General features: G+C 60.7%; 22 protein-coding genes and 2 pseudogenes. 7 read left to right on the top strand and 17 right to left on the bottom strand.

The window, feature by feature from the left end; translation table 11 throughout:
• Positions 1 to 28 precede the first annotated feature (28 nt).
• Both V3C85_RS13060 and V3C85_RS13055 read right to left on the bottom strand, forming a co-directional pair.
• On the bottom strand, positions 29 to 289 hold the full coding sequence (locus V3C85_RS13060; RefSeq protein WP_331795537.1) for a hypothetical protein: 261 nt from the start codon (positions 287 to 289) through the stop codon (positions 29 to 31).
• 15 nt (positions 290 to 304) lie between these two features.
• A complete protein-coding gene (locus tag V3C85_RS13055) occupies positions 305 to 1,021 on the bottom strand; it encodes a hypothetical protein (protein ID WP_331795536.1) in 717 nt (238 codons plus the stop codon).
• A gap of 134 nt (positions 1,022 to 1,155) precedes the next feature.
• Here V3C85_RS13055 and V3C85_RS13050 point away from each other — a divergent pair, with 134 nt between their 5' ends.
• From V3C85_RS13050 to V3C85_RS13040, 3 genes are all read left to right on the top strand, one after another.
• On the top strand, positions 1,156 to 2,259 hold the full coding sequence (locus tag V3C85_RS13050; RefSeq protein ID WP_331795535.1) for a site-specific integrase: 1,104 nt from the start codon (positions 1,156 to 1,158) through the stop codon (positions 2,257 to 2,259).
• 93 nt (positions 2,260 to 2,352) lie between these two features.
• Complete coding sequence (locus V3C85_RS13045) at positions 2,353 to 3,138, top strand: minor capsid protein (protein WP_331795534.1); 786 nt, start codon at positions 2,353 to 2,355, stop codon at positions 3,136 to 3,138.
• A gap of 38 nt (positions 3,139 to 3,176) precedes the next feature.
• On the top strand, positions 3,177 to 3,671 hold the full coding sequence (locus V3C85_RS13040; protein ID WP_331795533.1) for a hypothetical protein: 495 nt from the start codon (positions 3,177 to 3,179) through the stop codon (positions 3,669 to 3,671).
• 283 nt (positions 3,672 to 3,954) lie between these two features.
• Here V3C85_RS13040 and V3C85_RS13035 read toward each other — a convergent pair.
• The 4 genes and pseudogenes from V3C85_RS13035 to V3C85_RS13020 form a co-directional block, all read right to left on the bottom strand.
• Positions 3,955 to 4,778: pseudogene (locus tag V3C85_RS13035) on the bottom strand (integrase core domain-containing protein); the annotation flags it as partial.
• Positions 4,779 to 4,958: 180 nt separating this feature from the next.
• Positions 4,959 to 5,387 (bottom strand): arsenate reductase (glutaredoxin), encoded by a 429-nt coding sequence (arsC, locus tag V3C85_RS13030; protein WP_331795532.1) that lies wholly within the window; start codon positions 5,385 to 5,387, stop codon positions 4,959 to 4,961.
• A pseudogene (arsB, locus tag V3C85_RS13025) lies at positions 5,384 to 6,404 on the bottom strand (ACR3 family arsenite efflux transporter). The gene arsC and the pseudogene arsB overlap by 4 nt, the downstream one beginning before the upstream one ends.
• Positions 6,401 to 6,721, bottom strand: a complete 321-nt coding sequence (locus V3C85_RS13020) for an ArsR/SmtB family transcription factor (RefSeq protein WP_331795531.1) — start codon at positions 6,719 to 6,721, stop codon at positions 6,401 to 6,403. Before V3C85_RS13020 ends, arsB begins: the two are co-directional and overlap by 4 nt.
• Before the next feature lie 514 nt (positions 6,722 to 7,235).
• Between V3C85_RS13020 and V3C85_RS13015 the strand changes: the two genes are divergently transcribed.
• Both V3C85_RS13015 and V3C85_RS13010 read left to right on the top strand, forming a co-directional pair.
• Positions 7,236 to 7,553 carry an ArsR/SmtB family transcription factor gene (locus tag V3C85_RS13015; RefSeq protein WP_331795530.1) on the top strand — a complete coding sequence of 106 codons (318 nt, stop codon included), beginning with the start codon at positions 7,236 to 7,238 and terminating at the stop codon, positions 7,551 to 7,553.
• A 48-nt stretch (positions 7,554 to 7,601) separates the two neighbouring features.
• Positions 7,602 to 8,654, top strand: coding sequence for a permease (locus tag V3C85_RS13010; protein ID WP_331795529.1), 1,053 nt, complete (start codon positions 7,602 to 7,604; stop codon positions 8,652 to 8,654).
• 361 nt (positions 8,655 to 9,015) lie between these two features.
• Here the strand turns inward: V3C85_RS13010 and V3C85_RS13005 are convergent, their stop codons facing one another.
• The 7 genes from V3C85_RS13005 to V3C85_RS12975 all read right to left on the bottom strand — a co-directional run bounded on the left by V3C85_RS13005 (position 9,016) and on the right by V3C85_RS12975 (position 16,089).
• Positions 9,016 to 10,398, bottom strand: a complete 1,383-nt coding sequence (locus V3C85_RS13005; protein WP_331795528.1) for an FGGY-family carbohydrate kinase — start codon at positions 10,396 to 10,398, stop codon at positions 9,016 to 9,018.
• On the bottom strand, positions 10,395 to 10,709 hold the full coding sequence (gene rhaM, locus V3C85_RS13000) for an L-rhamnose mutarotase (RefSeq protein WP_331795527.1): 315 nt from the start codon (positions 10,707 to 10,709) through the stop codon (positions 10,395 to 10,397). The genes V3C85_RS13005 and rhaM overlap by 4 nt, the downstream gene beginning before the upstream one ends.
• A complete protein-coding gene (locus V3C85_RS12995; RefSeq protein WP_331795526.1) occupies positions 10,709 to 11,692 on the bottom strand; it encodes an ABC transporter permease in 984 nt (327 codons plus the stop codon). Before V3C85_RS12995 ends, rhaM begins: the two co-directional genes overlap by 1 nt.
• The gene (locus V3C85_RS12990; RefSeq protein WP_331795525.1) at positions 11,689 to 12,672 is read right to left on the bottom strand and encodes an ABC transporter permease; all 984 of its coding nucleotides are present in this window, start codon (positions 12,670 to 12,672) and stop codon (positions 11,689 to 11,691) included. Before V3C85_RS12990 ends, V3C85_RS12995 begins: the two co-directional genes overlap by 4 nt.
• Positions 12,669 to 14,192 carry a sugar ABC transporter ATP-binding protein gene (locus V3C85_RS12985; RefSeq protein ID WP_331795524.1) on the bottom strand — a complete coding sequence of 508 codons (1,524 nt, stop codon included), beginning with the start codon at positions 14,190 to 14,192 and terminating at the stop codon, positions 12,669 to 12,671. The genes V3C85_RS12990 and V3C85_RS12985 overlap by 4 nt, the downstream gene beginning before the upstream one ends.
• A 71-nt stretch (positions 14,193 to 14,263) precedes the next feature.
• A complete protein-coding gene (gene rhaS / locus V3C85_RS12980; protein ID WP_331795523.1) occupies positions 14,264 to 15,253 on the bottom strand; it encodes a rhamnose ABC transporter substrate-binding protein in 990 nt (329 codons plus the stop codon).
• Between the two features lie 32 nt (positions 15,254 to 15,285).
• Complete coding sequence (locus tag V3C85_RS12975) at positions 15,286 to 16,089, bottom strand: DeoR/GlpR family DNA-binding transcription regulator (RefSeq protein WP_331795522.1); 804 nt, start codon at positions 16,087 to 16,089, stop codon at positions 15,286 to 15,288.
• A gap of 188 nt (positions 16,090 to 16,277) precedes the next feature.
• Between V3C85_RS12975 and V3C85_RS12970 the strand changes: the two genes are divergently transcribed.
• Positions 16,278 to 18,377, top strand: a complete 2,100-nt coding sequence (locus tag V3C85_RS12970) for a bifunctional rhamnulose-1-phosphate aldolase/short-chain dehydrogenase (RefSeq protein ID WP_331795521.1) — start codon at positions 16,278 to 16,280, stop codon at positions 18,375 to 18,377.
• A 9-nt stretch (positions 18,378 to 18,386) separates the two neighbouring features.
• Positions 18,387 to 19,619: an L-rhamnose isomerase gene (locus V3C85_RS12965; RefSeq protein WP_331795520.1), complete on the top strand. Its 1,233-nt coding sequence runs from the start codon at positions 18,387 to 18,389 to the stop codon at positions 19,617 to 19,619.
• A 739-nt stretch (positions 19,620 to 20,358) separates the two neighbouring features.
• Here the strand turns inward: V3C85_RS12965 and gyrB are convergent.
• From gyrB to recF, 4 genes are all read right to left on the bottom strand, one after another.
• Positions 20,359 to 22,809: a DNA topoisomerase (ATP-hydrolyzing) subunit B gene (gene gyrB / locus V3C85_RS12960; protein ID WP_331795519.1), complete on the bottom strand. Its 2,451-nt coding sequence runs from the start codon at positions 22,807 to 22,809 to the stop codon at positions 20,359 to 20,361.
• 82 nt (positions 22,810 to 22,891) lie between these two features.
• Complete coding sequence (locus tag V3C85_RS12955; RefSeq protein WP_331795518.1) at positions 22,892 to 23,512, bottom strand: LysE family translocator; 621 nt, start codon at positions 23,510 to 23,512, stop codon at positions 22,892 to 22,894.
• A 3-nt stretch (positions 23,513 to 23,515) separates the two neighbouring features.
• A complete protein-coding gene (locus V3C85_RS12950) occupies positions 23,516 to 23,941 on the bottom strand; it encodes a VOC family protein (protein WP_331795517.1) in 426 nt (141 codons plus the stop codon).
• Complete coding sequence (gene recF, locus V3C85_RS12945; protein WP_331795516.1) at positions 23,938 to 25,026, bottom strand: DNA replication/repair protein RecF; 1,089 nt, start codon at positions 25,024 to 25,026, stop codon at positions 23,938 to 23,940. The genes V3C85_RS12950 and recF overlap by 4 nt, the downstream gene beginning before the upstream one ends.
• Between the last annotated feature and the right edge of the window lie 28 nt (positions 25,027 to 25,054).

The raw sequence follows: 25,054 nt of genomic DNA, 5'->3' as shown, positions 1-25,054 counted from the left end.
GCGGACCTCAGGACATTTGCGGCTGCCGTCACTCGCCCGGGGTGAAACGCTCTTGCTGCGCGATCCAGTTCAGCAGCGTGCTTTTGCGGGCGCAGATCACCGAACCGATCTTGAAGTGCGGCATGCCCCTCGGGGCCTCTCCGGTCAGGTAGTAGACCTTGCGGCGGTGTTTCACGTCGCCGAACATGAACCTGGCGATCTCGTCCGCGCCGCGAAGAAGGTCATCGCCGAGCGTCACCTCGGTCGCGGTCTGCTGGAGGTTCTCGACGGGGCCGGGGTGTTTGGTCATGGCTGGGTCTCCTTTCTAGCGCAGGGCGTCCTGCAGGAAGTGGGCGTCAAGTCCGTGGAGGCGGCGCCACGCGGCGCGAACCTGCATGCTGATGTTGATGCTGGCGGTGCTCAGCGCGTTGGTGTGGGTCGCGATGGCCAGCTTGTAGATGCGTTCGGCGGCGGTGGCCTGCGCCGGGGAGAATGCTTTCGAGAGTTTGGCGAGGCCCTGCGGACTTCCAGCCAGCCACGGAAGCATCTGGAACGTGTCCTTCGATGTCGCGTAGCCGATGATGAGGTCTGCCTTTCCCGGAGGCGCGTCGTGGAAGATGGTAGCGAAAACTGGCGGCACCCGCAGGAACAGGAACTTCCGGTCGATCAGGTCGAGATGCCAGTCGTCCGGGGTTGATCGGATCAGCGCGCCCGCGTCGGGTGAGATGGTCCCCGCTATCGAGGCTGTCAGAGCAGCCCATGTGCCGGGTCGCGTCTTGGCCATGGCCTCGGCCACGATGCGGATGTTCCAGGCGAAATGCTCGCTGATCGCGGCACCGATCGAGGCGATCAGCACATCTTCCTCGCGCCACATCCGCTTGAAGCCGCCATGCTCCTTTGGGGTTTTCTGCGCCTGAATGGCACCGGCAGCTTGCAGGACACGCAGGCTGGGCAGGGGCATCCCCGATGCCGCCACCGCTTCCGCGTCGCCATGAAAGAGCGGTTCGGGCGCTTCCGCACCGTTCCGTTCGCTGGCTGTCATTGTCGTGGGCTCCGATCATGAACGAGGGCTTTACACACGCAACAATCCGTTGCAAGTGCATCTGAGACGGTTCATATCACCAATTAACGGGCTTTGACAACTGCTCCCGTTTCTTACGCTCACGGAGGGAAATGATGGCCACGATCCGCAAACGCACGCTGCCCTCGGGCCTGGTCCGCTGGCAGGTGGATTTCACCGACCAGGCCGGCAAGCGGCGGTCCAAGCTGTTCCCGCGCCGCAAGGATGCTGACGTCTATCTGGTCAAGGTCCGCTCGCTGGTCGCCAACCACACCTATCTGGCCGACAGCGACAGCACGACCGTGGCCGATGCCGCGAAGGCGTGGCTCGACCATTGCGAAGTGCGCTGCAAGACCGGGCGGCGGATGGAACGCTCAACCCTGCGCGGCTACAGCGACTATGTGCGCTTGCACATCACCGCGCCCGAGATCGGCATCGGGGACAAGCTGATCGCCCAACTGACCCGCCGCCATGTCAACGAATTCCGCGACCGTCTGCTGCTGAACGGCCGGTCCGAACACCTGACCCGACGCGCGCTGTCGGTGCTGAAGCTGGCGCTGGACCATGCCATCGACAACGGTCAGCTGTTCACCAATGCCGCGCAAGGCGTGCGGGTGATCAAGTCCAGCCGGATCGAGCACAAGGCCCCGGTGCCGACGAAGGAGGCGATCCGTGCCCTGATCGAGGCCGCCGACGAGGATTTCAAGCCGCACCTGATCGTCTCGGCCCTCGGGGGGCTACGCGCCTCCGAACTGCGGGGCCTGCGCTGGCAGGACGTCGATTTCGACAAGGGCTTCATTCGCATCCGCCAGCGCGCCGATGCCTACAACCAAATCGGCGAGCCGAAATCCCGCGCCGGGTTCCGCGACATCCCGGCCGGGCCCATGGTGCTGAACGCCCTGCGCCGCTGGAAACTGCGCTGCCCGAAGAACGCCCTCGATCTGGTCTTCCCTGCGTCGCAGGGCGGGATCCTCCAGCACACCAAGACCCAAGCCCGGTTCCGCAAGCTCTTGGAAAAGGTCGAGGTGACGATGCGCTGGCACGACCTGCGCCACTTCGCCGTGTCGCTCTGGATCGAGCAGGGCTTCTCGATCAAGGAGGTCATGACCTTCGCGGGCCACTCCTCGATCCAGATGACCATGGAACGCTACGGCCACCTGTTCCCATCGCCCGACCACCAGAAGGCGATGGCCATGGTCGAGGCGAAGCTGCTGGGGTGATATGCGGGATGGGTGAAGTTTGCGAACGGGCCGTTAACACGATTTTGCATAAATTGCGTGATACTGGAACACCGGCCCATCGAGTTCCCGATCATGAACATATATCACACCGACGCCTATCGCTTCGCCTTCATTGCCTACCTCCGCAAGGGCACACCGATCAGGCTGTCGCTCAAGGAGACCGGTGCCACCGGTCAGTATGTTTGGCGAACACAGCACGACGAGCGGGTTCGCACGTCGCATCGCGTTAACGATGGCCGCATCTTTTCTTGGTCAGACCCGCCGCCGTCAGGTCATCCGGGCGAAGATTACAATTGCCGCTGCGAAGCCGTTCCCTATATTTCGGGTGAAACTGAGTTCGCGTTCCACGAATTTTCCACGGGGCTGGCTTCGAGTACTGATCGATGGACAGATACCGACTTCGTGAACCATTATTATTTTGGAGGCGGGCGTTCTGTCGATCTCCTGGAGATAGGACATTTGCGGGAAATTGCAGAACAATATGCTTGGAACGATGGTGCGCAGGGAGCGTTCCGCAGGCTTGCGGATCAGATCGCTGACGCGGCCAGGCGCGCTGAGAGCGGCGCGTTTTCCTACGATTTTGAGGCGGTCTATGATTTCGGAAGCGTCGAGTTTTCGCATGGCGATGGTGTCGTTCGAGGCCTGTTCACCGGGACGGTCGAGAGCCATGGTCCCATGATGAAAATCCGTGGTGCAACTGAGTTCGAGTTCAGCGACCGTTTTGAGGATCCGCTCGGCCTTGGCATCGAGACAGGCGGGACGCCCTACGCGATTACGGGAAGCTGGGCAGCAACTTTCTCGGCAGAAGTCTTCAGGGACGCTGGCCAAAGTGAATACTCTGCCACGGGTGGCGGATGATGCGCGGTCCAAGGTTATTGCAAAGGCTGTCGCCTTGGTTGATTTCGGTCGCAGTTGGTCTGGCCAGCGTTGCTGCGCTGTTGAGACTTCCGGCTGTTATAGGGCACCCCCCCGATAGGGTTGTTCTTCCCAACGGGATGATCATCATGCGCGGGGTCGACCCCGCGCAATCAAATAGTGGAGACCTATTCGCCAAAGACGGTGCGACACGACTTGCTCGTGATTTGGAGGGAATCTGTTTCAATGATCGTTATGTCTGGGTCTATTCATATGACCGAAGCCAGTCCGGGCTCTTTGATGCGGCCATAGACGCAAGACTGGATGGCTTGAGCCATGATGAGGCCTATGCAATGAGCGGTCTGGGCGGGAACCGCCAAGCTTGCAACGGCTACTACACCGGGATGGTTGGGCCGGGGCTTCTTTACGATGGAAACACGTCACCTCACCTCCCGTCGTGCAATGCCCGGAATATTGACAACCCGATACTTCAAGATCGCAGCTGGTTCGAGCGGCCTTGCCAAGGCGACCAATGACAGGGTCAGTTCTACGCTGCGATCTCAGATTCCCGTTTTGTCCCAACGGTTTGCGGCTGTTCCGTGCGACACGACGCCGACGTTGCGACCTCGAAAACCAGCTAACAATCTGAAATTAAAACATTATTCCGGATGCGGGGGTGGCCCTCATAACCTGAAGGTCACAGGTTCAAATCCTGTCCCCGCAACCAAATCTAACAAAGTTATCAAATACTTCAAGGCCGAGCTAAACGCTCGGCTTTTGGCGTTTGCAGTCTACATCAACTGAGCTGCCACGGGTCTTTCATCCAGCGACGACCGGAGCCCGGTGGTTATTTACACCTGTTGGCGTGGTTTGAGCAATCGCCCGGCGCGCGGAACTCTCATCGCGTGCAGCGGGTCGGGCGATTGCGGTTGTCAGGTGCAGGGCGAAACCTGCTGGGGTTTGGTAACCGAGGGCCGAGTGAGGGCGCTCGGTGTTGTAGTCGGTCACCCAAGTCGCGATCAGATCACGGGCATGGGCCAGGTTGAGGAACAGCGTCTCGTTGAGAAACTCATCCCGCATCCGTCCGTTGCAACTTTCGACAAAGCCGTTCTGCATCGGCTTGCCGGGCGCGATGTAGTGCCATTCGATCTTGTGCTCGGCGCACCATTTGAGGATCGCGTTCGAGGTCAGTTCGGTGCCGTTGTCACTGACAATCATCCCGGGCTTGCCACGCCGTTCGATGAGCGCTGTCAGCTCCCGGGCCACACGGCGGCCCGAAATTGAAGTGTCAGGGATCGCAGCAAGGCACTCGCGCGCGCCTCGATCAGGATCGGCGCCCGCGTCCCAATCGCCTTGCGGCGCGCTTTGCGTTTACGGACGGTTAACCCTTCCTCGCTGTAGAGCCGGTAGATGCGGTTGATCCCTGAAGGCTCCCCTTCGCGGCGCAGTAGCACAAAGAGCCGCCGATAGCCGAATCTGCGTCTCTCATTGGCCAGATCCCGCAGCCGCCCGCGCAGCGCGGTGTCAGGTGCGCGTTGCGACTGGTATCGCACCATCTTCCGGTCCGCCCCGGCAATCCGGCACGCCCGCCGTTCCGACAGCCCGAAATAGGCGTTCAGATGTGCGACAGCCTCGCTCCTTGCTTGGGAGGGGGGCACATGGGGCAAGTCTCAGTGAAAATTACGCGCCTATCGGGGTCACTTTCCAGCGGACATCAACAACGTAAAGGATCAGGATGCGCAGAAGCTATGCCGCCGAACAACCTGTCGCGGTCGATGCCGGGGAACAGTGCGTCGTCGATGTTGGGCGTGTCAGAACTGCGGTCAGACACAGCGGTTTCCTTTGGCGTCGATGATCAGTTGCCCGTCCTCTTTCGCCAGCGGGCCGGGCGGCAGGCGGTTCAACAGGTCCAACACCGTCTCGGACGGGCGGCACAGGCGCACGCCCAGGGGGGTGCAGACGATGGGCCGGTTCACAAGGATCGGGTGCGCAACCATCGCCGCCAACAGGGCATCGTCTGTCACGTCTTCCGCGGTCAGCCCCATCTCCTTGGCGGGGGATCGGGCAACGCGCAAGGCATCGCGCGGCGTCAGATCCGCGGCGGCGAACAGCGCCAAAAGCTGTGGGCGGGTCCAGCCTTCCTTCAGGTATTCAATGATAATAGGGGTATATCCAGCGGCTTTGATCATCGCCAAGACATTGCGCGATGTGCCGCAATCAGGGTTGTGGTGTATGACAACCTGAAAGCTCATGCCGGAAACTTGTCACGCGTGCGGTTGGCAAAGGCGACCAGCGTCAGCATCACCGGCACCTCGACCAGCACACCCACAACCGTGGCCAGCGCCGCACCCGAGTTGAGGCCAAAGAGGCCAATGGCCACGGCCACCGCCAGTTCAAAGAAGTTTGATGTGCCGATCAGGGCGCAGGGGGCGGCCACCTTGTGCGGCACTTTCCAGGCAAAGGCCCAGGCATATGCCAGCGCAAAAATGCCATAAGACTGCAGGATGATCGGCACGGCCAGCAGCGCAATCAACAACGGCTGGGCGATGATCACCTGCCCCTGAAAGCCAAACAGCAGCACCACGGTCAGCAAAAGGCCAAGAACCGAGGCAGGCTTGATCCGGGCCGTAAAGTCGGAAACCGCCACGTCGCCCCCGCGCGCCATCAGCGCCCGCCGCGTCAGCGCCCCGGCGATCAGCGGGATCACGATATACAGAACAACCGACAGGATCAGCGTTTCCCACGGCACGCTGATGTCGGTCACGCCCAGCAGAAAGGCAACGATGGGCGCAAAGGCCACGACCATGATCAGGTCGTTCACGCTGACCTGCACCAGCGTATAGTTCGGATCGCCCCTTGTCAGTTGCGACCAGACAAACACCATCGCCGTGCAGGGGGCGGCACCCAACAGGATCAGCCCCGCGATGTATTCGGGTGCCTTGGCCGGATCAATCAGCCCGGCAAAGACGTGGTTGAAGGAACAAAACCCCCAGTGCGGCCATGCTGAACGGTTTGACCAGCCAGTTGATCACCAGCGTGATCACCAAGCCCTTGGGCCGCCGCCCCACGTCTTTCAGCGATCCAAAGTCGATGGCGATCATCATCGGATAGACCATCGCCCAGATCAGCACAGCCACGACCAGGTTGACCGAGGCATATTCCAGCCCCGCCAATGCGGCAAACACGCCGGGCAAAAGGTTGCCAAGACCAAGCCCGGCAAGGATGCAAAGGGCAACCCAAAGGGTCAGCCAGCGTTCGAACAGGCTCATGCGGTTTCCTTTTGATCAGGCAGGCAGCAGGCACCGCCGGGGGGCGGTGTCAGGCTGGCAATAAAGGTGGCAAGGGGCGCCAGCGCGGCAGGGTTCAGCGCATAACAGACGCGCGGGCCGTCGATCTCACCGGTGATGATCGCTGCGGCCTTCAGGATGCGCAGATGCTCTGACACGGTGGATTGCGCCAGGCCCACCGCCTCTACGATATCACCGCCGATACAGCCGGGGGCCGCCAGCAACAGCCGCACGATCCGTATCCGCGCCGGATGCGCCAGCGCCTTGGCCAGGTCTGCAATCTGATCGGTCTCTGTCACGGAAATGCTTTCATGCTATATCGTCGATTGACGATACGACTATCACGGTCGGAGAACAAGCCATCGAAAGACCGTGATGAAGACCAGCAGGTTTACCAAACGCCAGAACGTCGGCCTATTAACAGAGAATGAGGCCGCAGGCTTGGTCATCTTTCTGTGCCGTCAGCAAGGTGACAGCCACCGCCCGACAATGCACGCGGTGTCCGGCGTGTGCGGTGTCTGGCAGGCAATGCGATCCATGATGCATGGGTCAAACAGCAGCGCCAACGGCTCTCTGCGCACAAGTTCGGCCGTCAGATTGCTAAGTTCCAGATCAGAATGTCTTCGTCACCGGCTTCACCTCCCTCGGCATAACCTTGATGGAACCTGTGGGATGAATTCGCGCAGAGAAAGGCAAGCTGCGGCGATCACGCGATTGGTGTAATCCAGCCACGGCATACCTTCAGCCGCCGCAGGCCGCCAATCCGGTTCAAAAAAATATTTACAAAACTAGAAATATAGTTACTTTGAAATTATGACAACGATCAGCCCTCATGCCCGCGCCCTTGCCGCTCTCGGCCACGATGCTCGACTTTCGATCTTTCGCCTGTTGGTGAAGGCCGGTGAAACGGGGTTGCGGGTCAGCGATATCGGCGAGCATCTTGGTCTGGCACCCTCGACGCTGGCACATCATCTCTCCACGTTGGTCGATGCCGGGTTGGTGCTGCAAGACAAGCAGGGTCGCGAGGTGTTCAACCGGGTCGATTTCCCCGCGATGCACCGCGTGGTCGGCTTCCTGACGTCAGAATGTTGCACCGGTGTTGCGGTTCGCCCATCGGAAGATGCGGCATGAGGCATTCTTTTCTCCCCCTAAAACAACGACAAATCCGGAGATTTAGCGATGACTGAGATTTCCCTCCCGATATCAAGCCTCCGGTCAATGTGGCGCCATTTGTGGCAGGATCAGCGCGTCTGGCTCGCCTCGGTGTTGATCCTGGCGGCGCTGGCGGTGTTCAACGCGCCTCAGGCGGCCGATACTGCGATCTTTGCCGGCAGCGCGCTCTTGAACACGGCACCGTTTCTGATCCTGTCAATCGCCATCGCCGCCTGGGCAGGCGCGACAGGGGCTGACAACCTGATCGCCAAGGCTTTCACAGGTGCGCCGATCCTGATGATTGGGCTTGGCGCGCTGGCAGGGGGCATTTCGCCCTTCTGTTCCTGCGGAGTGATCCCGTTGATCGCGGCGCTGCTGGCGATGGGCGTGCCTCTGTCCGCAGTCATGGCTTTCTGGCTAGCGTCGCCGATCATGGACCCGTCGATGTTCGTGCTGACAGCGGGTGTGCTGGGCCTTGAGTTCGCCTTGGCAAAAACCATCGCTGCTATTGGGCTTGGTGCATTTGGCGGCATTGTAGTGCACCTTATGATGAAGGGTGGCGCCTTCGCCGATCCGCTGCGCGAGGGCATCGGAAATGGTGGATGCGGCGGTGCCAAAATCCGTGTGCCGAAACCCGTGGTCTGGCGTTTCTGGATTGATGCAGAACGCCGGGCGAAGTTTGGCAAGACGGCGCTTACCACTACGCTGTTTCTCGCCAAATGGCTGACACTTGCTTTCATCCTCGAAAGCCTGATGCTGGCGTGGATACCCGCTGAAACCGTGACCGCAGCACTGGGGGGCGAGGGTTTGCTGCCAATCGTGACCGCAACGCTGGTTGGCGTTCCCGCCTACCTCAATGGTTACGCGGCGCTGCCACTGGTCAGCGGGCTGATTGACCAAGGCATGGCGCCGGGCGCAGGCATGGCCTTTCTCGTGGCGGGCGGCGTCACCTCGATCCCGGCGGCGATGGCGGTCTGGGCTTTGGCGCGCCCACAGGTCTTCGGGCTCTATATCGGCCTGTCCTTGACCGGTGCTTTTGGATCGGGGCTCTTGTTCCAGCTCTGGACTTCGATGATATGAACAGGGCGACGAGACAATTTGTCTCGCCACTCCTTTCCCTGACCGCACCGCGGCGATCATCCCCGGCGCGACGCGGGCCGATTATTGCCGCGCTTGGCCCGCCCGTTGCCACAAGCAGCGACTACAACGGCTAAATCCGGGCCGGACGGCTTGTGCTCTTGGTTCATCTTCTTCGCTGCAGATCATGCCATCAAAAGGGCGTATCAAACGCGATAAGTTCAGGCTTTGCCCAGCGGCGGGTCCCGCTGACGCAAAATCCTGTGACCAGGATGGCACCATTCGCGCAGCCCTGTCCCCTCTGCATCTGCGTTCTTTCAATCGGCCCCGGCGGAGGGCGGGGCACCCCTTGCAAGGCCGAGTCTCAGAAAGCGTTCAGTCCCGATTTGTCCCGCTCTACATCGACGGTTTCTTGCCACAAACGGCCGTAAGCGGCGGTTTTGGCGTCTGCCGATTGCGGCACTTCGGCGGCCATCACAGGTGCGTCTTGCGCGAACAACAGCGCTGCACCAGCACTGGTGCCGGTAGAGGATTCCCTCGCCTCGACCCCGTCTGCGCGCAGGCTGGCAAGCATGGTCAGGTAATCGCGATTGCGGGCAAAAGGGCCTTCTATCACACAAGGCCCTTTTGCCCCGATCATTTGCAAACTGGTCTGTGTCATCAGCGCCAGGTAATATGACAGCGCAACCAGCCGCTGACCATCGGTCTGGGGGGGCGCGGTCCAGCGCATGTGATGGCCTGCAAAGGGGCCAGAATTCGGTTCAACAGCAGGCAGCAGCATGATGGATTGGTCCAGCACCGCTTGCCTGTCGGCATCGGTTGCCACGGCCTTTGTGCCCGCAAGACCCAGATCGAATTCGCGCCCCCCCATAAAGCGGGCCGATGGCACAGCCTCGGCCAAGGCGTTTACATTCATCAACGTGTCGCGGGCCGGATCAAGCTGGGGTGTATCGCCGCGCATCGCCATCATGATCACCCAAGTGCCCGTCGAAACAACCGAAAACGCGCCCTTTCGTCCCAGCAGATGCGGCAACAGCGAGGCGTTCGAATCGTGGATACCCACGGCAACCGGTAATCCCTGCGGAAGGCCCGTCGCCAAGGCCGCCTGCGCTGAAATCGTGCCCAGTTGGGCGTTGGGTCGGCGCGGCGGGGCCATCAGATCTGTGATGCCCAAACGCTGCACCAAACTGGAATAGGCCCCTTTTTCCGGCACCCACAGGTCGGTGTGGCAGCCAAGGCTACAGATGTCGCAGGCAAGATTGCCGGTCAGCAGATACCCCCAATATTGCGGATAGGTGACGATCTGTTTGACCCGATCCCTTAGCCCCGGATCCGTGGTGAACTGCCAATGCAGCTGCGCGCCAAGGTTCAGGCCAAGGGCCAGCCGCGGCGAGCCGGTTTCGGCAAAGGATGGTCGCAGCGCGTCATAGTCTGCCGCCGTTTGCGCAGGCCCGTCGTGTTCATAATCCAGCATCGGCAGGGCCGCCCCGTCGTGCCCGATCAACGCGGCCGCCGCGCCATGGGTGGTGATCGCCACACCATCTACCCCAAACTCATCCTGAAAGGCGCGCAAGCCCTGACAGAAAAATTGCCAATGCCCAGCCAGGTCATAATGGGGAAAGGGCGGCGCGGGCAGCACGGTGTTGGGGCGTATCCGCACGGCCAGTTCAGACAGATCGTGCAAATCGACCAAGGCCAGTTTGGCATTGGTCTTGCCCACATCTATGACGGCGATCCTGCGCATCATGGCAGATGAAAGACGGTGGCAAGCGGGGTGGCGACCGGTTCATTCGAGGGGTGGGTCACCATGATATCGGCCATATAGGCCCACCATTTCTGCATCACCGGATGGCTGGGCAGATCGGCCATCCTATGCCCATCCTTGCGCCACAAAACCCCGAACAGGACATGCGTTTCCTCATCCAGATGGATCGAATAATCGCTGACGCCTGCGTCTTTCAGCAAGGCGACCAATTCTGGCCAGATCGCATCGTGACGGCGGATATATTCGGCCTTCTGGCCGGGGTGAAGCTGCATCTTGAAGGCGTATTTTTCCATCAGCCCCTCCACATTCCCCAAAGTCGCGGCAGCGCGATCACGCCGATCAGCAAGGCGCCGATCAGGATCGACATCACAATTCCCGGCACATTCAGCAGGCCAAGCCCAAAGGTGACCAGGCCCATGACAAAGGCGGCAATCACCACCCCCGGAATGGACCCTGACCCGCCCAGAATATTGACCCCCCCCAGCACAACCATCGTCACCACCTCCAACTCCATCCCAAAGCCGATAGAGGGGCGGGTAGAGCCGAGGCGCGAGGTCAGGCAGACCGAGGCCACCCCCGCCATCAGCCCCGTCAGCAGGAACAGAACGAACTTCACGCGGTTCACCCGGATGCCAGAAAACAGCGCGGCAACCGGGTTATTCCCGACCGCATAGACGGCGCGGCCAAAGTTGGTCAGATGCAGCAAGACACCGAACACGATCGCCAGAACCGCGAACAGGACCAATTCAAAGGAAATCACCCACCAGACATAGCCCTGCCCAAAGAACGCGAACCCCGCCGGATAGCCGCCGTAAGAGGTGTCGCCCAAAACGATATAGCTGATGCCGCGAAACAGGCTCATGGTGCCGATGGTCACCACGATAGAGGGCAGGCCCATCGCCGTGACCAACAGGCCATTGAAGGCCCCGCAGATCACGCCCACCGTCAACCCGATCATCACCAGTGTCGCGGGTGACGCCCCCACCTGCGCCGCCGCCCCCATCGCGGTCGAGGCCAGTGCCACGATAGAGGCCACCGACAGATCAATCTCTCCGGCGATGATCAACAGGGCCATGGCAAAGGCGATCATCGCTTTTTCAGTAAAGTTGAATGTGGCATCCGACAGGTTCCACGCGTTCAGGAAATAGGGCGAGGCAAAGGCGTTGAAGGTGAAAATTGCCACCGCCACAGCCAGAAGTAACGTCTCCCATGATTTCAGGCGGCGTTGCAGCGGGCTTTGCAGGCGGTCGGGGATGTAACGGTCGGTGCTGCTCATGCCACTGGCTCCGTCTGTTTCAGGATGATGCGGCCACGGGTTCGGTTGGCGCGAGAGTTCAGCACCACCGCAATCAGGATTGCAGCGCCCGAAATCGCAAGCTGCCAAAAGGGCGAAATGTTGATGACGGGCAGGGCGTTCTTGATGACGCCAAGGAACAAGGCCCCCAGCACCGCGCCCCCCATAGTGCCGATGCCCCCCGCGATAGAGATGCCGCCAATCACGCAGGCTGCGACCACGTCCAGCTCAAACCCACCGGCGATATCGACATAGGCCACGGCATAGCGCGACACCCACAGATAGCCCGTCAGCCCCGCCAATGCCCCCGAGATGGTAAAGGCCCAGAACTGCGTGCGCCCCACATTCAGCCCCGTGTAAACGGCCGCATGGGGGTTGCCCCCGACGGCATAAAAGGCACGGCCCAACGTGGTGCGGGTCATCACCACGATGGCGATCAGAATCACCCCCAGCGCGATCCACGACAACACGGGGAAACCCAGAAAAACATGGCGGGGAAAGGCTTTGAACGCTGCGCTCATCTCATGCGCATTTACCCATTTCCCATTGGAAATCAGAAAGATGATGCCCCGATAAATGGTCATGGTGCCCAACGTCACAACGATCGGCGGGATGTTCAGCTTCCAGACCAAAATGCCGTTGAACATGCCCAGAACCGCGCCAAGCGACACGGCGACCAGCAGGGTTACTACCAGTGGCAGGTCGGGCGCTGCGATGTTCAGCAGCGAAACCACCATACCCGTCAGCGCCAGATTGGCCGCGACCGACAGGTCGATGCATTTGGTCAGGATCACGATCATCTGGCCGATGGCAAGGATCATCAGCGGGGATGTATCGTTGAACACATTGGCCAGATTGGCCGGGGCAACAAAGGCCGGAAAACGCAGTGCGATCAGCACGATCAGCACCAGGATCGCGGCGCTGAGAATGGCCTCGCGAGAGTGCAGGTAACGCTTTATCATTCGGTATCTCCAATCCCTGCCGCCCGGCGGACAAGCGTTTCGGGCGTCAGCGCCTCGCCTTGCAACTCATCCACGATGCGGCCTTCGCGCATGACGATGACACGGTCCGACATCCCCAGAACCTCGGGGATTTCGGAGGACACCATGATGACCGCCAAGCCTTGGGCGGCCAGTTCCGCCATGAATTCATGCACCGCCGCTTTTGACCCGATGTCGATGCCCTTGGTCGGTTCGTCCAGAATGATGACCTTGGGTTGGGTCGCCAGCCATTTCGCAATCACCACTTTTTGCTGATTGCCCCCCGACAGGTTCCCCACCGCCGTTTCCAGCGACGCCGCGCGCAGATCAAGCCGGGCGGTATACTCACGGGCCAGCGCGAACTCGCGCGCCAGTCGCAAGAACCCGTGCCGTGACGTGCGGCCAAGCGAGGGCAAGGTGACGTTTTGATAGATCGGAAGCGCGGTAATAGCCCCCTGCTTGCCACGATCTTCGGGCACATAAACAATGCCATGCGCCACAGCATCAGCGGGAGAGCGCAGAACGCGCACCTCTCCGTCGATTCGCACGGCCCCTTTGCTGGGTTTCGTGATCCCATACAGGGCTTGCATCACCTCGGATCGGCCTGCGCCAATCAGCCCGTAAAAGCCCAAAATCTCGCCTCGGCGCAAAGAGAAACTGATGTCGGCGAATTCGGTCGGGTGATCATAGCCCACCACTTTCAGCACCTCTGCGCCTGGGTTCGGGTGGCGGGCCGGGAAAATCTGATCCACCGCGCGCCCCACCATCATCTGCACCAGCGCGCCTTGGGTTACGTCGGTCATCGCGCCTTCGCCGACGAAGTGCCCGTCGCGAAACACGGCATAACGGTCGGCAATGCGAAAAATCTCATCGAACTTATGACTGATGAACAAGATCGCCTTGCCTTGCGCCTTCAACTTATCGACCAGTTCATACAACTCGTGGATTTCTTTATGTGACAGGGCAGCCGTAGGTTCATCCATGATCACCACGCGGGCATCCACCGACAGCGCGCGCGCAATGGCGACCAGGTGCTTGCTGGCAATGCTCAGGTCGCGCAAGCGGGTTGTCGGGTCGATCTCGGCTTCGATCTCTGTCAGGATCGCGCGCGATTTCTTGATCATCGCTGCGGTATCAATCAGGCCAAAACGCCCGCGCGGCGCATGGCCCAGAAAGATGTTCTCGGCCACGGACAATTCGTCAAACAGCACGGTTTCCTGATGAATGGCCGTGATGCCATGTGCGGCGGCGGCCTGCGCATTTGCAAATCGCACCGGTTTGCCATCGACCAGAATTGTGCCGCCATCGGGCTGGTAAATCCCCGTCAGCACCTTGACCACAGTCGATTTGCCCGCACCGTTTTCACCGATCAATGCGGTGACTTGGCCGGGATATAGCGACAAAGACACCTCCGACAGCGCGCGCACGCCGGGAAATTCTTTGGTTACTGCATCAAGGGCAAGAATGGCCGCGGGCGCTGCGGCGGAGGGCTGCGGCTGCATGAACGTATCCAATTGTTGGAAAGGGCAGAGCAGAACCCGGCGCAGGCAGTGGCCGCGCCGGGTTCGAAACATCAGAAGATCGACTTGAACTCTTCGATATTCGATTTGTCATAGGTGAACGGGTCCGACATCGCGGCCTCGTTGTTGTCGTCCAGCGTGGCTTCGCCCATGCGGCCCATCGGGATGGTGGCGCCGGGTTCGGCCTTGGCGCCTTTGGCGATGTTGTAAGACAGCATCGTTGCGGCATAGCCCAGATCGATCGGGTTCCAGATCGCGAAGGAAATGGTTGCCCCAGATTCAACCGCGCCGGCCATTTCAGATGGCAGGCCAAGGCCCGTCACGTTGATCTGCCCGATCTTGCCAGCATCCGTCACTGCCTGCGAGGCGGCCAGAATGCCCACCGTCGTCGGCGCGATGATCGCCTTCAGGTTCGGATAGGTTGCCATAAGGCCCTGCGCTTCGCGATAGGATTTGTCGGCAAGGTCGTCGCCGTACACCGTGGCCACCAGATTCACACCGGGATAGTTGCCCATCACCTTTTTCATCTCTTCGATCCAGGTGTTCTGGTTGGTGGATGTTGCGGTCGCAGACAGCACCGCCACATCGCCGCCATCGGGCAGGTGATCTGCGGCCAGCTTGATGATGGTATTGCCGATCAGCGCGCTGGAGGACGGATTCAGGTGCATCATCCGCCCGTCTTTCGCCACGCCCGAATCCCACGAGATGACGGTGATGCCGCGGTCCATCGCCTTTTGCAACGCAGGGGCCACGGCGTCGGGGTCATTGGCCGAAATGGCAATCGCATCGACACCCTGTGCGATCAAGCTGTTGATCACCTCGATCTGGCCTTCGGCGGTGGTGTCTGTGGGGCCAGTGTAGATGATTTCAACATCGCCCAACTCTTTGGCGGCCTCTTCGGCACCTTTGTTGGCGGCTTCAAAAAAGCCGATGCCAAGCGCCTTTACGACCAGCGCGATCCGCGTGGTCTCGGCCTGTGCGGCGGTTCCCATCAAGGTCGCAGCCACCGCGACGCTGGATAAAATCTTCTTCATGACAGTCATATTTCCCTCCCTGGTGTTGTCTTGTCCGGCGTCTAGGATGCCGCTTCTTCTGCTTTCGCTGCCCCCATGGGGGCTACGATCAAGGTCACATCCGCGGCTTCCAACATCGCCGCAGCTTTATCTGAGATACCTTCGTCGGTGATCACCGTGTCGATCCGGCTAAGCGGGCACAGCACCAACGGTGAGCGGTTCTTGAACTTGGAACTGTCCACCAGCACGATCAGCTCATCAGCCTGACCAATCAGCTTTTGCTCGGCCTGCACCAGCAGCGGGTCGCCCTCCATCAGACCAATCGGGGCCAGACCATGCGCGCCCATGAACATGCGCTTGGCATAGACATTTCGCGTCACGTCATTGTCGAAGGGTGACAGGATGATGTTCTGTTCGCGGTAAATCGTGCCGCCAGACAGGGTGATGGTGTTTTTGGAATGCTTCAGCAGATGTTCTGCAATCGGGAATGAGTTGGTGAACACCTGAAGCCTGCGATTGGCCAGCGGATGCACCATCTGAAAGGTGGTCGTGCCACCGTTGATGATGATGCTCTCGCCATCCGTGCACAGCTCAACCGCTGCCCGCGCAATTGCCTGTTTTTGCTTGGCATTCATCGTTTCGTTGACCGAGAACGGGCGGCCAGCAAGGCCCACGAATTGCGGCGGGCTGATCGATTCCGCACCGCCGCGCACCCGACGAAGCCGTTTTTGCATATGCAGGGTGGCAATATCGCGCCGGATTGTCGCCTCCGAGGCCGATGTCATTTCGCAAAGCTCGATGACAGTGACCACCGGGCGATCTTGCACGGCAGACAAAATGACTCTGTGGCGTTCGGATTCGTGCATGGCTGTCTCCCCCTGCCATCACGATGTCTGCGGATTTGGGGCGTGTCAATCATAATTTGTCATATTCAATCATGCTGCAACTGCAAAAGATCAAAAATGATTGTTTATGATTGACATTCTGACGCAGGCCCAGCAACACTCGTGTCAAACAGGGTCTTCAATCCTTTGGGCCCTTTGGGGGGAATATCATGACAGTGCAAGCGCCAGGCCGCCTTTTGGATCAATGGGATACAGACAAGGCCAAGGGCATGAGCGAGCCGGAAAAGCTGCTCTATCGCTCGAATCTTCTGGGGTCGGACAAACGCATCACCAATTACGGTGGCGGCAATACATCCGCCAAGGTGATGGAACTTGATCCATTGACGGGTGAACAGGTCGAGGTGCTCTGGGTCAAGGGCTCTGGCGGCGATGTCGGCTCGATCAAGATGGATGGGTTTGCCACGCTTTACATGGACAAACTGCGCGCGCTGAAGGGTATTTATAAGGGCGTCGCGATGGAAGATCAGATGGTCGGCCTGCTGCCCCATTGCACCTTTAACCTGAACCCGCGCGCGGCCTCGATTGACACGCCCTTGCACGCCTATGTGCCGCGCAAACATGTTGATCACATGCATCCCGATGCGATCATCGCCATCGCAGCCGCCCGCAATTCCAAAGAGCTGACGGAAAAGATTTTCGGCAAAGAGATCGGCTGGCTGCCGTGGAAGCGGCCGGGCTATGAACTGGGCCTCTGGCTAGAGAAATACTGTCTGGAAAACCCTGAGTCCAAAGGCGTCGTGCTGGAAAGCCACGGCCTGTTCACCTGGGATGATGACGCGCAGGCTTGCTACAAGCTGACGCTTTCGATCATTCAAAAGGCGATGGATTGGTTCGCCGCAGAAACCAAGGGGGTTGCCGCCTTTGGGGGGCCGGTTCATCAAAGTCTTGCCCCCGATGCCCGCCGCGCCATCGCTGGCCGCCTGATGCCCGCCATTCGCGGCATGATTTCGGGCCAGCAGCACATGGTCGGGCATTTTGACGATTCCGATGCCGTGCTGGATTTTGTGAATGCCAAGAACATGCCGCCCTTGGCAGCCCTTGGCACCTCTTGCCCTGACCATTTCCTGCGCACCAAGATTCGCCCGCTGGTGGTGGCCTTTGATCCGGCACAACATAATATCGAGCCGGTGATGGCGGGCCTGCCCGATCAGATTGCGGCCTATCGCGACGATTATGCGGCCTATTACCACCGCTGCAAGAACCCCACGTCACCGGCGTTGCGCGACCCGAACGCAGTTGTCTATCTGGTGCCGGGTGTGGGCATGCTGACCTTTGCCAAAGACAAGGCCACGGCGCGGATTTCTGGCGAGTTCTATATCAACGCAATCAACGTGATGCGCGGCGCTTCGGCGGTGTCGGAATATTGCGGTCTGCCGGAACAGGAAGCCTTCGACATCGAATACTGGTTGCTGGAAGAAGCCAAGCTTCAACGGATGCCCAAGCCCAAGGCGCTTGCGGGCCGCATAGCCTTGGTGACCGGCGCTGCGGGGGGAATCGGGTCATCCACTGCCGCGCGCTATCTGCAAGAAGGGGCGTGCGTGATGCTGGCAGATATTGATGCCGAAGCACTGGCCCGCACCCATGCCGATCTGTCGGCCCGTTTCGGTGCAGATGTGCTGCGGATGGTGCAGATGAACGTCACGGATGAGTCTGCCGTGCAGGCTGCGTTTGCCCAGACTGCGGTGGAATTTGGCGGGGTGGATGTTCTCGTCTCCAATGCCGGGATCGCCTCTTCTGCCCCGATCGAAGACACCAGCCTTGCGCTGTGGAACAAGAATATGGATATCCTTTCGACCGGGTATTTCCTTGTCAGCCGAGAAGCGTTCAAGCTGATGCGGGCGCAAGGCATCGGCGGCTCTATCGTCTTTGTGGCCTCGAAAAACGGCCTTGCGGCTTCGCCCAATGCATCGGCCTATTGCACGGCCAAGGCGGCAGAAATCCATCTGGCCCGCTGTCTGGCGCTGGAGGGGGCCGAGGCGGGCATTCGCGTCAATGTGGTCAACCCCGATGCGGTGCTGCGCGGATCAAAAATCTGGTCGGGCGAATGGCTGGATCAGCGCGCCTCGACCTACAAGACCGACAAGGACGGGCTGGAAGAAATGTATCGCCAGCGCTCCATGCTCAAACGCTCGGTCTTTCCCGAAGATATCGCCGAAGCGGCCTATTTTTTTGCCTCTGATCTGTCGGCAAAATCGACCGGCAACATCATCAATGTTGATGCCGGAAATAAAGAAGCATTCACGCGCTAGGGGGCTGTTATGAGCTATGAAACCGCCAAGGCCCGCTTTGCCGATTGGGGCGTGGATACGGAAAGTGCGATTGCGGCGCTATTGCAGATACCGATCTCGGTGCATTGCTGGCAGGGCGATGATGTGCGCGGGTTTGAACGCACTTCCGGCACCTCGGGGGGCGGCATTCAGGCCACCGGCAACCATCCCGGTCGCGCCCGCACCCCCGAAGAGCTGCGCGCCGATCTGGAGTTTTCCTACGGCTTGCTGCCGGGCAAGCACCGTTTGAACCTGCATGCCTGCTATCTGGATACGGACGAGTCGCCAGACCGCGACGCGATTGAATACCGTCATTTCGCCCCTTGGGTGGATTGGGCGCGCGATTATGGTCTGGGGCTGGATTTCAACCCAACCTTCTTTGCCCACGCCCGCGCCGATGACAACCTGACCTTGTCGCACCCCGATCAGGGCATTCGTGATTTCTGGGTCGAACATGGCCGCCGCTCACGCGAGATTGCGTCACAGATGGGGGCGGCGCTGGGCTCGCCCGTGGTCAACAACATCTGGGTGCCGGACGGGTATAAGGACATTCCGGTGGACCGTATGGCCGCGCGGCAACGGCTGGATGCGTCACTTGATGCGATGCTGACAACCCCACATGACCATCTGCGCGATGCCGTGGAATCCAAGCTGTTCGGCATCGGGGTCGAGGCCTGCACCGTCGGCAGCCACGAGTTTTATCTAGGCTATGCGATCCGCAAGCAGATATTGCTGTGTCTGGATATGGGCCATTTCCACCCCACCGAAAACATCGCCGACAAACTCAGCGCGGTGGCACTGTCAGTGCCGGAATTACTGCTGCATGTTTCGCGCCCGATGCGTTGGGACAGTGACCATGTGATCCTGCAAAACGACGATATTCTGCAAATGGCGCAGGAATTGGTCTTTGCTGGCCTGTTAGGCAAGACCCATATTGGCCTCGATTTCTTTGATGCCACCATCAGCCGGACAGCGGCTTGGGTGATCGGCGTGCGCAATATGCAAAAGGCCCTGCTGCGGGCGCTTTTGTTGCCACAAGCGCGGTTAAAGGCGATCGAGGCGGCGGGCGATTTCACCGCAAGGCTGGTGCTGACCGAGGAGTTGCGCGACCTGCCCTTTGCGGCCGTGTGGGAAGAGGTTTGCCTGCGGGCCAACCTTCCCACTGGTGCGGCCCTTTTGGCGGCCCTTGAAACCTATCAGCGCGGGGTGGCTGGACGGGGCTAAGATCCTTAGCCCTTTCATCATCCGGCGCTGTCTCCCAAAAATCTCTTTGACCCCGTGGTTTGCTGCTTTCGAGGAAGTGAAACGACGCAAGGTAAGACAGCTTTGGAACGGCAGCAGTATCGCGACAAACAGTGTTCAAATCCTGTCCCCGCTGGGAGCAAGCCCCAAGATCGCATCTCATTCCCTGAAAATCTCTATCACCTGCCCGCCCGGCGCATCTGGATTTGACAGCAAGATCACCTTCTCGATCAAACCCGCTAAAGTCGCGGCTGCCTCCGGGCTAGGGGCTCGTTGTCGTTCGCTGTCGCATGTTCAAAAGCTTGCAGGCCTAAACCCCTGTCAGCCTGGGGTGCAAAGCCATCGGTCTCGGCCGGGAAAAGCGGTATTGTCAGGCTTGCGCACCTCGTCGTCATACCGTCCAACGTCGCCTTCACGGTCTCATAAAGCATCGCCCGCCTGATCGCCGACACGCTGTGATCCATGACGCTTCGAGGGGTAGTTCCTTGGCGACTGGATGCTGGCCTATGGCCTTCGGATCTGCCCGGCACGGCCAACCCTGTTCCAGTCTTTGATCTGGTGTTCCGTGGCAAAGCGCGGGATGGCAGGCGCAAGCCCGTTCTTGGTGCCGATCCGTTTGCAGTCAAGGCAAACGATCTTTGCCATTCCCCACTGGGCACAGAAATTCGGCATCCCCTGCGCGCAAGCTTTTGGGCAAGCGCGCAGGTTGTCACACGCCAAGTCAGGTGTCCAGATGCTCTACATTCAGCGCGTTTTGCTGAATGAACTCGCGCCGCGGTTCCACGACATCGCCCATCAGCTTGGTAAAGATGTCATCGGCCTCGGCCAGATCGTCGATCTTCACCTGCAACAGGGTGCGCGCCTCGGGGTCCAATGTGGTTTCCCACAATTGTTCCGGGTTCATCTCGCCCAAGCCCTTATAGCGTTGCAGCGATAGGCCCTTTTCGCCCTCGGCCAGGATCGACTTCAACAGGTCGATCGGCCCGTGGATCATCTGCTCACGGTCCTTGCGCACCAGACGCGCCGGGTCGCGGTAAACATCCTTGGTCGATGCCGCCACCTGGCTCAGCCGCCGTGCCTCGCCCGACCGCAACACGGCCCCGTCCAGCGTCCGCAATTCCTCTACCCCGCGCAAGACGCGGCTCAGGCGGATGCCGTGATCCTGCGTGATGCGGCCCGTCCAGCCGCGCTCATATTCCAGGGCAACCGTATCCAGACGCCGCGCCACCGTATCGGCCACCAGTTGCAGATCGGCATCCGCCCGGCCCGGATCAAAGGCCCCGGCCAAAGCGGCCTGTTCCAGAATCTGGCGCGGGTAATGGGTCGGAAAGGCCTCCAGCACCCGGCGGAACTGCCGCGCGCCTTCAATCACCCGTGCCAGATCGGCCCCGGCGATCTCTTCGCCCGATTGCAGCCGCAGCACCGCGCCCTCGATCCCCATCTCGATCAGGTAATCATCCAGTGCCGCCTGATCCTTCAGGTAAACCTCGGATTTCCCGCGCGCCACCTTATACAGCGGCGGCTGCGCGATATACAGATACCCGCCCTCGATCAGCTCGGGCATCTGCCGGAAGAAAAAGGTCAGCAGCAGCGTGCGGATATGCGCGCCATCCACATCGGCATCGGTCATGATGACGATCTTGTGGTAACGCAACTTCTTGATGTCAAATTCGTCACGCCCGATCCCGGTGCCAAGCGCCGTGATCAGCGTGCCAATCTCCTGGCTGCCCAGCATCCGGTCAAAGCGCGCGCGTTCCACGTTCAGGATCTTGCCGCGCAGGGGCAACACCGCCTGATTGGCGCGGCTGCGGCCCTGCTTGGCCGACCCGCCAGCCGAGTCACCCTCAACCAGAAACACTTCGGATTTCGCCGGATCGCGTTCCTGACAATCGGCCAGCTTGCCCGGCAGGCTGGCCACATCCAACGCCGTCTTGCGCCGCGTCAACTCGCGCGCCTTGCGCGCCGCTTCGCGGGCCAGCGCCGCCTCGATGATCTTGCCCACGATGATCTTGGCATTGGCGGGGTTTTCTTCAAACCACTCCGACAGCTTTTCGTTCACCATGTTCTCGACCGCGGGCCGCACTTCCGACGACACCAGCTTGTCCTTGGTCTGGCTGGAAAACTTCGGATCAGGCACTTTCACCGACAACACGCAGGTCAGGCCCTCGCGCGCATCATCGCCGGTGAAATCCACCTTTTCCTTTTTCGCGATGCCGCTGGTCTGGGCATAGCTGTTGATGGTGCGGGTCAGCGCGCCCCGAAAGCCCGCCATATGGGTGCCGCCATCACGCTGCGGGATGTTGTTGGTAAAGGGCAGCACATTTTCATGATAGCTGTCATTCCACCACATGGCGATTTCAACGCCAATCCCGTTCCGCTCGCCCACCATATAGATCGGCTCGGCCATGATCGACGATTTCGAGCGGTCCAGGTATTTCACATATTCCCGCACGCCACCTTCATAGAACAACTCGGTGCGCAGGGGTTCGGCGGGGCGCTCATCCTCAACGATGATCCGCACGCCCGAATTCAGAAAGGCCAGTTCCCGCAACCGGGTTTCCAGCGTCTTGAAGCTGTAGTCCAGATTCGAAAACGTGCCATCCGGCCGGTTGGTCTTGGCCGAGGCCAGAAACCGCACTTCGGTGCCTCGCATGCCCGGTGCCGGGCCAATGGCGCGCACATGTTCGACGCAATCGCCATGTTCAAACCGCGCGCGATACTCAGTCTCATCCCGCCAGACGGTCAGCTCCAGCCATTCCGACAGCGCGTTGACCACCGACACACCCACGCCATGCAGACCGCCCGACACCTTATAGGCATTGCCGCCCTCATCGGTGTTGTTGAACTTTCCGCCCGCATGCAGCTGCGTCATGATCACTTCGGCCGCCGACACGCCCTCTTCGGCATGCATATCAACCGGAATCCCGCGCCCGTTGTCACGCACCGACACGCTGCTGTCGGCATGGATTTTTACCGTCACCGCCGTGGCATGGCCGGCCAGCGCCTCATCAATCCCGTTATCGACGACTTCATAGACCATATGGTGCAAACCCGACCCGTCGTCGGTGTCACCGATATACATTCCGGGGCGTTTGCGAACCGCCTCTAACCCCTTAAGAACCTTGATGGAATCCGCGCCGTATTCAGCGGGTTTCTTGGCTTCTTCGGCCATGTGCCATGCACCCTTTGTTTTGCCCGCGATTTATAGCGTTTGGGGCAGGGAATGTCACCCCTTGGCCACAAGATTTAGCGGCTCAGGTAAAGGGAATAACCAGCCCCACCAACACCAGCAGCACCCCGCTGCCGATGTTCAGCCGCCGCAGCGCCTCGGGGCTTTGCAGCAGTTGCCGCGCGCGGTGCAAAAACAGCGCCAGCCCAAGGTTGCCCAGCATCGGGATCAGCGCCGAAACCGCCAGAATGGCGGCAATATCCCATGGGCCCACCCGGCTCAGGTCAAAGAACCCCGGCAGAAACCCCATATAGAACAAAATCGCCTTGGGGTTGCCGATCACCGCCGCCACCCCCACCGAAAACCCGGCCCAGACACCCGGCTTGGTCAGGCGGCTGTCGCGGCCCGGTGTGACGGGGGGCTTGCGGATCAGCAGCACCCCCATCACGATGAACACGCCCGCCGCGATCCAGCGCATCAGCCCCAGCAAATCGCCATAAACCGAAAAGACCCAAGCCAGCCCCATGATCGCGCAAAACGGCCAGATCAGATCGCCCAAGGCCACGCCAACGGCCAGCGGCCAGGCCCCGGCCATGCCGCCCGACAGCGCGCGCGCCGTCAGCGCCACCCAGACCGGGCCGGGCACCACCCACAGGCCAACCATGGCCAGCGCGTAAAGCGCCAACTGATGCAGGGTGATGGTCATGATCTACTCCGGCAAGGTCAGGCTGCCATCGGCTGCCAGCGGCCAAAACGGGTTCATCGCCACTTCCCACACATGGCCATCTGGGTCGGCCCAATAGCCGGAATAGCCGCCCCAAAACACCTTTTCAGGCCGCTTCAGCCCCGTGCCGCCCGCAGCCAAAGCCGCGTCATAGGCCGCATCCACCTCGGCCTCGGTGGCGAAATTCTGCGCCAGCGTGATTGCGCCCGTGCCCAGATCGGCCCCCGGTCGCCCCTGATCGGCGGCCAGATCGGCCTTGCCAAACAGCCCCAGAACCATGCCGTTCATCTGATAAAAGGCCACCTGATCGTTGCCATCCCGCGGGGCCCAGCCCAGCCTTGCGTAAAACGCCTTGGCCGCCGCAAGATCGGCCACACCAAGGGTGATCAGGGTCACACGCTGGTCCATCACGCCACCACTTTCGACACGCCGGCTTCGTCCACAATGGCCAAGCTCTGCGCCCTTTCGCCCAAACTGTCAAACAGCATGGGCTCGGTTCCGGTCATGATCGCCTGCGCCCCCAAGGCGCAGATTTCATCATACAGCGCCGCCCGGCGGCCCTCATCCAGATGCGCGGCCACCTCATCCAGCAAGACAATCGGCGCCCGCCCCAGATCGGCCGCCAATGCCCGCGCATTGGCCAGAATCAGGCTGATCAGCAGCGCCTTCTGCTCTCCGGTGGAACATTGCGCCGCCGCCACACCCTTGGCGGCAAAGACCGCGCCCAGATCCACCCGATGCGGCCCGGCCAAGGTGCGGCCCGCCGCCATATCGCGCCGCCGCCCCTCGGCCCAGGCCCGCGCCCAGTCGGCAATCTCGCCCTCCGGGTGCTCGATCGACAGATCGGCCTGCGGAAAGGCCGTTTCGGACCCGTGCTGCGCCGCCATCAACCGCGCCACCGCCGCCCGGCGATTCGCGCCGATCCGCTCGGCCGCCTCGGCCATCTGGCTTTCCAGCGCGCCATACCAGGCGGCATCGCTGACCTGATCTTTCAGCAAACGGTTCCGGTCGCGCATGGCCTTTTCATAGGCCAGCACCGCCTCGCCATGATCAGGCACAAAGCTCAGCGTCATGCGGTCCAGAAACCGCCGCCGGCCCTCTGCCGCCTCGATCCACAGCCTGTCCATCGAGGGCACCAGCCACAGAACCCGCGCCACCTGACCCAGCATGGCCTGCGTCGCCGCCTTGCCATCCAGCCGCACCGCGCGCGGCTCGCCCGGCCCGGCCCCGGTTTCCACATCATGCAAACCCGTCAGCCCGCGCAGCCCGGCAGAAACCTTCCAGCCCAGGCCTTCGGGCTGCCGCGCCAGATCTTCGGCCGCCGCCCGCCGCATCCCCCGGCCCGGCGACAGCAGGCTGACCGCCTCAAGAATATTGGTCTTGCCCGCACCGTTCGGCCCGGAAATGGCCACGGGCCGCCCGTCAAATTCCAGCCGCGTCAAGCGGTGGCTGCGAAAATGCGACAATTGCAGCGCGGTGATCGCCAGCCCGCTCACGGCAGCGCCCCTTTGTCCCGGCCCATGT

The sequence above is a fragment of the Pseudotabrizicola sp. L79 genome (assembly GCF_036553525.1).
Taxonomy (GTDB): Bacteria; Pseudomonadota; Alphaproteobacteria; order Rhodobacterales; family Rhodobacteraceae; genus Pseudotabrizicola.
This window is presented reverse-complemented; position numbering and strand designations above follow the sequence as displayed.